Source organism: Lacticaseibacillus baoqingensis (assembly GCF_003946165.1).
Lineage (GTDB): Bacteria > Bacillota > Bacilli > Lactobacillales > Lactobacillaceae > Lacticaseibacillus > Lacticaseibacillus baoqingensis.
In genome coordinates this window covers 138334-148534 of the sequence record NZ_RHOI01000002.1, presented here as the reverse complement: position 1 = coordinate 148534, position 10201 = coordinate 138334, and the positions used below count along the sequence as shown (strand labels likewise).

At 49.8% G+C, this 10201-nt stretch carries 6 protein-coding genes and 1 tRNA gene; all 7 read right to left on the bottom strand.

Annotated features, from left to right (window positions below; all coding sequences use genetic code 11):
* A partial coding sequence (locus tag EKM91_RS01445) for a MucBP domain-containing protein (RefSeq protein WP_164508412.1) occupies nucleotides 1-5669 on the bottom strand: 5669 nt, incomplete at its 3' end.
* 261 nt (nucleotides 5670-5930) lie between these two features.
* Nucleotides 5931-7625 carry an oleate hydratase gene (locus EKM91_RS01440; protein WP_125748594.1) on the bottom strand — a complete coding sequence of 565 codons (1695 nt, stop codon included), beginning with the start codon at nucleotides 7623-7625 and terminating at the stop codon, nucleotides 5931-5933.
* An 18-nt stretch (nucleotides 7626-7643) separates the two neighbouring features.
* Nucleotides 7644-7769 carry a methanol dehydrogenase gene (locus tag EKM91_RS14030; RefSeq protein ID WP_191987978.1) on the bottom strand — a complete coding sequence of 42 codons (126 nt, stop codon included), beginning with the start codon at nucleotides 7767-7769 and terminating at the stop codon, nucleotides 7644-7646.
* A 102-nt stretch (nucleotides 7770-7871) separates the two neighbouring features.
* Nucleotides 7872-8447, bottom strand: a complete 576-nt coding sequence (locus EKM91_RS01435; RefSeq protein ID WP_125748591.1) for a TetR/AcrR family transcriptional regulator — start codon at nucleotides 8445-8447, stop codon at nucleotides 7872-7874.
* Between the two features lie 92 nt (nucleotides 8448-8539).
* Nucleotides 8540-8612 (bottom strand) — tRNA-Lys (locus EKM91_RS01430).
* Nucleotides 8613-8701: 89 nt separating this feature from the next.
* Nucleotides 8702-9082, bottom strand: a complete 381-nt coding sequence (locus EKM91_RS01425; RefSeq protein WP_164508411.1) for a YxeA family protein — start codon at nucleotides 9080-9082, stop codon at nucleotides 8702-8704.
* A 90-nt stretch (nucleotides 9083-9172) separates the two neighbouring features.
* Nucleotides 9173-10171, bottom strand: a complete 999-nt coding sequence (locus EKM91_RS01420; protein WP_125748584.1) for a LacI family DNA-binding transcriptional regulator — start codon at nucleotides 10169-10171, stop codon at nucleotides 9173-9175.
* Nucleotides 10172-10201: the final 30 nt, after the last annotated feature.

Here is a 10201-nt window from a genome sequence, read left to right as displayed (position 1 = left end):
ACGTATGTCCCGCTGACAGAGCTATCCCCTTGCAGGCGATAACCGGCAATTGCCGGTGCCGTTTCCGTAAAGGCAGTCCCTTGAGCACCAGTTGTGACCTTGTCCGCCTGGATCGAATCGCCAGTCACTGCGTTGACATAATGGACCGTCAACGTTGTTGGCGTGGCTGTATCATCAACCACTTGACCATCTGGTAAATAGCTAAACGTTAACGTCTTCTCGTTGCCGACGTATGTCCCGCTGGCAGTGTCCTCACCTTGGATTCTGTAACCGGCAATTGTCGGTGCCGTCTCTGTAAAGGCAGTACCTTGAGCACCAGTTGTGACTTTGTCCGCCTGGATCGGATCGCCCGTTAACACGTTGACATAGTGAACCGTCAACGTTGTTGGAATTTCAGTGTCATCAACCACTTGACCATCTGGCAAATAACTGAACGTTAACGTCTTCTCGTTGCCGACGTAAGTCCCGCTGACCGAGCTATCCCCTTGCAATCGATAACCGGCAATTGCCGGTGCCGTCTCTGTAAAGGCAGTGCCTTGATCACCAGTTGTGACTTTGTCCGCCTGGATCGGATCACCAGTCACTACGTTGACATAGTGGACCGTCAATGTTGCTGGTGTGGCTGTATCATCAACCACTTGACCATCTGGCAAATAACTGAACGTTAACGTCTTCTCGTTGCCGACGTAAGTCCCGCTGACCGAGCTATCACCTTGCAGGCGATACCCGGCAATTGTCGGTGCCGTCTCTGTAAAGGCAGTGCCTTGATCACCAGTTGTGACTTTGTCCGCCTGGATCGGATCGCCAGTCACTACGTTGACATAGTGGACCGTCAACGTTGCTGGTGTGGCTGCATCATCAACCACTTCACCGGCTGGCAAATAATTGAAGGTCAGCGACATTGCGCTGCCTTGGTAAGTCCCGCTAACGGTGCTATCACCTTGCAGCCAATATCCGGCAAACATTGCTGGCGCCGTCTCTGTGAAGGCAGTCCCTTGCGCGCCAGTGGTGACCTTATCGGCTTGCATCTTCTCCCCAGTCACCGCGTTAATATAGTGGACCGTCAAGGTACTCTTTTGGGTCATCTGAGTTGGAAGGTAATTAAAGGTAATATGCATCAAACTACCTTGATAAGTGTCAGTAACTGTCTCATTACCACTCAAGGAATACCCGTCAAAAGTCGGGGCAGTGACGGTAAACGTCTCCCCTGGCTTACCTGAATCTGTGTGTGCGTCTTGTAACGAGGTCCCCGTGGCTGCATCGACATAATCGACGACTAACGCGGTTTTATCAGTTTCGCCGACTTGCACATTAGCCTGATAATGGAACGTGATATCAGCGGTATCTTCAGCCATCGTGCCAGAAACACTTGGATCGGTATCCATCAGCGTGTAGCCGGCAAACCGCATATTTTCTGGGGCTCCTGGCGTATACGTTTTGGCTGTGGCGGTAAATGCCTCACCATAATTCTTGGTGATCTCATCAGGTGTGACGATATCTTGGCCTGACAAATTATCAACATAATGAACCTTGATCGTGATCGGTGCGGCTTGATAAACGACCTTGATTACCGGGTTAACGAGTTTACCTTTACTGTCGACTGTCGTAGTAACATTGAGCGCATCATCAGGTGTTTGGCGGGTATAGCCTGGAATCGTCACTGTATTAACGACGGCTTTCAGATCAGGCTTTGCGTTAGTGGTCGTATTGACTGTCATATCAGCATGCAAAGGTTGATCATTCGTATCCACAAACTTAAGTGTTAAGGTTTGCGGATCTGCTTTGTAGTAGAAGGTGTACTGATTTTGAGTCGCCGTTAGCGTCAAGTTGTCGCTAGCCTTAGTCGGCGTGTAGCCGCTAACTGTTGCTGCAACCACCGGATACTGATACCCGACGATCCCAGTCAGTGTCTGGGCCGGTGCCAACACGTGCGCATGATTACTATCTTCGACAAAATTTACGGTAAAAGGCATGGATTGCGGCGTGAAGTACAAATTAATATTTTGCACTTGCGCCGTTGAGATCGTATAGGCCTTCGCATTATCGGGCATGGCCGTGTAACCGGTGATTTGAGTATACGTATCTTCCGTGAGCGGTAAGGGATCGCCGATATAACCGGTGAGCTGCACTGGGCCTTTGGCAGCTGTGCCGGTCAGCACATTGATAAAGTTGACCGTGACATTCATCTTCGTTTGCACATAGGTGAAGATCACTGTTTGAGCAGCAACTGGCGTGACAGTATAATCAATATCTGCGACTGGCGTCTTGTAGCCGGTGATCATCAGCGGCTTAATAGTCAGATGAGTCCCCGCGTCAGCTTTCACCGTCCGATCAGCCGCTAACGTATTCTCATCAATATCTTGGTACTTAATCGTGATGACCCGTTGAGATGGTGCCACCCGTGTATTCAAAGCGGTTGTTTGGGCACCAAGGATCATCCCATCTTGTGCTTTAGTGTAGTTGAATGCCGTTGCCTGGGCGGTAGCTGCATCACTTGAGTTATCCATCACCTTGATCGGCATTTCAACATTGACAGAACCCTTATTTGCAAGCGTTGGCACGATGAATAGCACACTCTTGACCGTCGTCCAATCACTGATCGTACTGCCATCGGCGAAGGTCGCAAGTTGCGCATCAGACAGCGCTTGGCCAGCAGTCCCGGTGATCTTTTGCGTACTGTATTGCACACTGACACCTGCTGGCACAGTGATAGGGCCAGTGAGCGCTAGTGAATAAGCATCCCCATCGGCTTTCTTAGGCAAAGTGATCAAGCCGTGATAATCGAGCTGATTGTTAGTCCCGCCGTTATAGATATATTCACGGATCGTCCCTGTCAACTCGTCAGCGTCAGGATAGAAGCTGGCGGTTTGGTCATCACCGCTAACATAAGTGTCTTCGCTATCAGCCTTCACCCCAGTGCTGAGCATCAACTCAGTTGGGGCAGTGATTGGATAGCCCTTGCCACTAGATAGGTTGCCTTGCCGGGCAGTCCGGTCTAAATACGCCTTGGTAAAGCCTGCGGCAGCCAGTGAGTCAGCAATATCGCCATAACCAGCCGCGCGAACTTCGTCAAGTGTCCAGATCCGGCCACCATAAGCTTGCCAAGTCGCTTCATCAATATTACCGTCACTAATACCCATGAATACTGGTTCTTGTGTGGCATCCCCCATCTTGATCTGGGTATCCGGCGTAACGTCTGCATTTGCAATCATGTTGATTTTGATAGGACTAAGAGTTGGATTGGTGTTGTACTTACCATTTTTAGACGTATTGACCCCATAACCAGCCGGTACGTCGATGCGCAGATACCGATGTCCATTAACCGTCACTTCAGTAGCATTGTCCGCAAATTTATCGATGGAAACAAAGGTCGCGTGATCTAGCAATGGTATGAAGTAAACCGACGCTTGATCCAAGATCACATAAGTCGTTTGGTTGCCATTATCGAATGGATAAAACCCGAAGGCCCCGCCACCAAATGCAGCATTCAATGTCCCGCCGGCTTGGTAGATATTGATATTCGGCGCATCCAAGTGAGGCGTCCCCTTCACAATGGCATGTGAATCAGTGACGTTGACTTGATAATTCAAGATATTCTTCACCGTCGTGCCAATTTCAGATGTTGTCGGGATCGTATAGGTCTGCGTGCCATTAGGTGCCGTTGCTACCGCTAAAATCGGGGCTAATTTGATTTGTGAATAAGACGTGTTCGGCAATGACGTGAAGTTCACAGTAAAACTAGCGATCGTCGCATTAGTTTCTGGGACCCATACATAATTACCACTGCTGTCACGCGCCAGACTGCTCAAAGCAGTCGTACCGACCACTGTTCCACTGGCGTCATAAGCCGTTAAGGTCGCCGCCAAGCCATAGATTGCATCTGCAGCGCTATTGCTGGCAATTTTCACCCCAGTACCGATCATATTTGCCGGCACCTTGAAGGTCACATTGACCGGGTCTTTCGTCGCTTTAGTTACATTCATCAACAACCACGAAGAGTCCATGACATTATAGGTCCCGACATCTGTTGGTCCCACATAATTGGTTACGACGTCGTTGAGCTGATAATCGACTGGTGTCCCACTGACGATGGTTTCTTTGAAGGTGTCAAACGTGCCTTTGATATCCCCATAAAGCGTCGCACCATCTACTGAAGCAGGCGCCGATGCCGTTTGCAGCCCGTCACCGCTGACAAACTTACCGGCAAAATAGACAGCCCGATCGATTCGTGCTGTTGCTGGTGATGCCGCCATATCAAGCGTCATTACGACTGGTGCGCCCACTGCTGCTTGGGTCACTTGCCAAACAGAATTTTGATCATCACCATAATTAAAACTAGGCGTCCGCGGGATATTGAACTGCTGTGTGAGTGCCTCATCCAATTGGTAAGTCGCCGGTACCGGCACAGTGATCGTGAGATGCTTATAATCCGCCGTGGTGAGCCCATATTCATAACTGATATCGACACCGCGCACAAAATCATCGCCAACTTGAACGTTGCTGTGCAGACCGCTAGTACCCGCATAATCACCGGTGTTTGACTGTTTCAACAATTTATAGTCGCCAAAATCCGCCAAGCGATAGGTGGCTTTCATGGCCACTTGCCCGGTAATGTTACCATCGACAGCCACTGTTGCATTGTCTTGATAAACCAATTTGGTCTTATCCGGCCAATTTGCCGCTTTGATCTGCATATCAAAACCAACGGTCGTCAACGAATCTGCCGTCACCGTATAGGTCACGACGTTGCCTTGTTGCGCTTTTGTCGCACCTGTCAAATTAGGCGTGGAGTCGAACGCCTTAAAGTTAGGCAGCGTGATCACCAAGGTATCCCCTTTGACTAAGTTAGCGGCTGCGATCGACAAAGTGTCTTTATCCTTAGTCCCAGTATCAGGCTTGGTGATCGAAGACCCGGTCAGGCGGCTATAAGATTCTTCAATGCTGGTTTGTTTGTTAACAGTCATGGTTGCGGTGCCATGCAAAGACTTGTAGCCCACGATCGGTACCTGCTTTGCTGCAGGTGCTGCTTGAGTCGTCGACGTTGGCGTCGCTTGGGTAGCAGTCGTATCATTAGCGCTGGCAGTCTTGCCAGTTGTGTCCGCAGTTGAATCGGAAACAGGCGTCGTTGTGTCATTGGTCAGTGCGGCGGCAGGCGCCGGTGTTGCGGGGGTCGGCGTTGTCTGCGTGGTCGACGTTGGCGCCGGTGCCGCCGATGAATAATGCACGGTCACGTCACTGTTGGTTGTATCAGCGGTAACTGCAGCTGCTGGCACTTGCGCCGAATCAGGGGTCAGGCCATTGATACTAGTCAAAGAGATTGCCGCAAAACCAGCTTGGTCATCCGTTTGCTGCCAAGTTTTACCGGCGTCGTTTGAGGCAAAATGCGCAGTTTGCACCGTCGCTGGCGCAATGGTTTGCCCCGTCGCGTCAACATAATGAATCGTCCGAGTGATTGTTTTTAAAGTGGTGCTGTTAGTAGTTGGTGCGACATCAGTCACTGCCTCTTGCTCATCTGGTGTTGGCGCCGCCGCTTTAGCCACTTGTGGCTTGGCAAATCCTAACGCCGCCATGGTGATCACCGTCGCACCGGCGATTACCCATTGATGCTTGGCTTTATACATCCGAAAACGCGTCTTTTGTGTACCGATCCTAATTTGCTTTTTTCCCATGAAATCTCCTCCAAACACGATTTCAATCACTGTTACCTTAATTGTACAAATAATTAAAAATAAAATAACTCAACATTTATAAAAATCCTATGTACAATTTGGTGTAAATAAACCAGGCGATAACACTTATGCACTTTATTTGGGAAATAGTTAATATTAAGATTATGAAATATTGTCACCACAAAACGGTGCGCTCACCCAGTCGCAAAAAAAATGCCCTGCAAGACGATCCTAGAACCATCTTACAGGGGCATTATTGAGCTATGAAAACATTTTCTTAGTGGCTTTGACTAAAGTCTTAAGATCCTTATCATACCGCGGTGTTTTCACTAATTTACGCATTGGAATACCGGCAAAATGATAAGCAGCAATCTCCCCAGAACGCACCGCGGATTGTTCCGTGAAAATCATTTGGAAAGGCTGCTCAACAAACTCCCCAGTGAATGCGAGGTTAGTCGCATGTGCCGGGATCACTTTAGGCCGATCCGCCTTGGCACGGTTGTTGAACAATGCGGAAGCATATGGCATATAAACCGGGATATTATTGACGATTGCATCCATGATCGCCGCTTTTTTGGTCATGATATTGACCGGCCCGGGATCGACCTTGGACAATTGGCCGATCAGCTCTTCAGCCATTTCCCGGCCAGTCATGGCAATATAAGGCTTATCGATAAATTCACCGCGCCGCCGGGGATATAAGCAGTATCCCCACAATACGGTTTCATTCGGCTTTTGGGTGGTGAAATGCGGCTGATGGTGCACTACGATCGACATGTTAACATCTTGTTGGCCCAACGGCGTGATCGCTTGCGTGGACAAAAATGAATTCAAGGCATTGCCTGGCACTTGTGTCGTGATGCGGGCAATCTCATTGAGCAGCAGATGATCTTTAGACGTCAAGGTAAACGAGATCCATTCTGACGCATCGCGATCGGCAAAGAACTTATCCGGGTGGCCGAGGTTATAAAATCGACTGGCAACTTGCTTCCACAAGCCGGCTGCCGCGCCGTAATCTGGGTTTTCCGGTGCCGCATGATCCATGTCTCCTTGCGTCGCCGAGTCGGTGATCGACCCATTCGTAAAGATCACCGCAGTATCTTCAGGGATCGATACATGTTCTTCTTCGTCAGTTTGCGTATCGAGCATCGTCAAGCCGGTGACCGTGATCTCATCGCCCATGGTCGTATCCTTAAACTGCATCGCAGTCACCCGTTTGTCTAAGATGATCTTAACGCCTTGCGCTTTGAGATAATCGATCAGCGGCAGCATGATCGATTCAAACTGGTTATATCGCGTCCGGTTGACCCCCACCAGGTGTTCGATCTGCGTGAATTCGTAGATCATCATATGCATATACCGGCGCAATTCCTGAGCCGAGCTTTGGGTCCGAAAGGCAAAAGTCGTTTCCCACATATACCAGAAATTAGTTTGGAACATATGCGGAGACTCTTTGAAATATGCTGCGATCGACACATTATCTAACGTCTCTTCTTCGCTGTCCGGCATCATCACCAACTTCGTCAACAACAGGCGATCTTTGTTATCCAAGCCTAATTTACCGGCATCAAGGATTCCTTTGCCGCCTTGTAACAAGCGGGCTTTGTCAAAAGTTGGGTGCTTGGCGTCAAAATCATAGGTATCTTCAGCCGCCGTCATGTTCGGCTCAGTCGCTGACGGGATCCGGCTCAGCAGATCCATCAAATCCACATAGGTGCGGTAATTCAGCATCCGCCCGCCACGGGCCACGTAACCTTTGGTGTTGGCCAATGGATGGAACTGATTCCAATACTCGTCAGTCGTGTCAGCGGTCACCGCGCCGTCATTGGAGCCATGTGCATCCAATGAATAAAACGTGATCGCTGATCCATCCCAATGGCCTTCTTGGATCAGGTACACTGCCGCGGCCATATTGGCCAAGCCAGCCCCGATCATCACCGCTTTTTGTTTAATCATGTGCCTGCCTCCAAATCATTAAGCCTCAAACTCGTCATAATCGTGTTCGTCAGTGACAAACAACGCCATCTTTTTGGCGGTATAATAACCCGCTGCCGCTGCGATCCCGATCACAACGGTTGTACAAACTAGGAATTTCTTCATTTTTATCATTCCTTTCGTTGGATCCAAGTTTATGGTACCGCTGTCATCCATACGAAAGCTTTAGTCAATCTCGTCTTTTTGTCCAAAAAAAAGCGTGAGGCTTCACTCGCGCCGACCAAAATACGGGTCTGTTTTGCCTCGCGCAATGATATGCGCAAGCGTGCCGTCCATCATCAACTCCGCCTTGCGGATCATGGATTCCTGGGTTTCTGCTAGCTCTGACGCCAACCACTGCGTCACTTGCGCCGTAATCGCCCACCCATAAAAATCGGTGATCGCCATCCGTACACGTATCGGCGTCTGGGAATCGATACTGGTCACGACCAAATCCACCATTTCTGCTGCATGGCGATATAAGAGGTCATCTAACACATCACGATTTAAGGAATGAAAGGTGTTCAAGCACAACTGTTGGTTCGCTGCAATATATGTCAGCATCAGCTGATAAGCGGCTTGCCAATGCTGAATGTCGCTGCGCTGTTTCAACGCAGTCACCACGTCGCGTTCATACACCCACGCCAACAACGAATGAATGTCATCGAAGTGATAATAGAAAGTGTTGCGGTTGATATGCGCCGCAACTGCTAGCTTATCAATGGTGATGTGATCAAGGCTGGTGGTTTTCATCAACTGTTTCAAAGTCGCAGCAAGCACTTGTTTCGTATTGGGGGTAGGCATAACCAAACGCAGCTCCTTTTTTGGCTTAATTATACCGCCACACCAATAAAACAAAAAACCGGCGTCCCCATTAGGGGCGCCGGTTACTGTGATGGGTGGTCAGGGGATCGAACCCTGGACCCACGGATTAAGAGTCCGTTGCTCTGCCAGCTGAGCTAACCACCCATACTGCATTGCCTTTTGACAACTCTAGAAGTATATCATGAGTGCCCAGGCGGATGCAATATTTTTTTATAATTTCCCGGGAAATACGATCAATGCCGATCGATCACATTTAATACCGGAGTGGGGATGTCTCGCTTCGCCACCTCAGTATAAGTTTTGACATAAGCGCCTTTGGTGGTCAGCGCCAGATAATGACCTTGTTTGAGTACCCGCATCCCCGTGAAAACGATCGGCCGCGTGTGCCCGTCGGCTGCATACGCCGATTGCTGATAGGTGGCAGTCCCATGCGCATCTACTTGCTGTGGCGCACAGGTTTTGACATAGACGGTTTGCGTCGGGACCAGCGGATTGATCGCATCCACGAGCGCTGCGGCGTCACTAGCCGAATTGGCTGTCGCCCATTTGGCTGCGACGCACCCGCCGCCGATCATTAGGCCCACAATCAAACAAAAACTGATGATCTTTTTCATTTTCATCCCTCCGCTAACATTTTCCCATGCGGTTTTTGAACCGTCATGGCGCCAGCGGTGGACCTTCACTCAGTCTCTAGCCCCAAATCATCACGTCGTTTCTCGCGTCATCAACATGGTTTGGAACACGATCTGTTGATGGCGGATGGCACTATGGTCTTCGCTTTCGATCCTTTCGATCATCAGCTTAGTGGCACATTCCCCCATTTCACGCGATGGCACTTGCATCGACGTCATCGCTGTTTCCAAAGTCGCCCCCACCGGGTGGCCGGTCAAACTGATGATGCGCACATCTTCCGGCACGCTTAACCCCGCTTTTTTGACTGCGCGGATCACGCCGAGTGCTTGCAGATCAGTGGCCACCATGATCGCGTCAAGGCTGGGGACCATCTTCAATAATTCCTTGGTCGCTTGATAACCATCTTCAAAATATTGACTGCCGTCTTTGGACGCCGCAACGACGTATTCTTGCAAATGCGCTTTGGCGAGCGCTTTTTTGTAGCCTTGATAACGCTCTTCATACGGGCGAATGTGCCCATGGCCATTGATCAAGCCGATATGGCGACAACCGAGCTTAACTAAATACTGGGTCGCTTCATACCCGCATTCATAATAGTCGGCGGCGACACAATCAAATTGTGGGCTTTGGTTGCGAACGATTTGGATGATCGCAATATTTTCACTGGCAATATCGGCTAACAACCGCATGTTCTCGCCGGTCGACGCGATCACGATCCCATCCACTAAACCTGTGCGCATCCGTGCTAAGCATTCACGCTCGATTTGAGGATCATCCATCGTATTGCTGATCAAGATGCTATAGCCTAAATTGCGGGCTTGTTCTTCCATCCCTTGGACGATCTCACCGAAAATCGAGATATTGATACTCGGTACCACCACCCCGATCGTATGCCGCTTACCTTGCCGCAAACTCTTTGCCACCAAATTAGGGGCATACCCCAGTTGCTTGACTGCTTTTAAGATCCGTCGTTTGGTTTCTGGATGGACGTAAGCTTTATTGTTCAAAGCCCGAGAAACCGTACTCACGTCAACGTGGGCCAACGCTGCCACATCCTTCAAAGTTGCCATGTTAATGCCTCACTTTCGCCAATCGTTTGG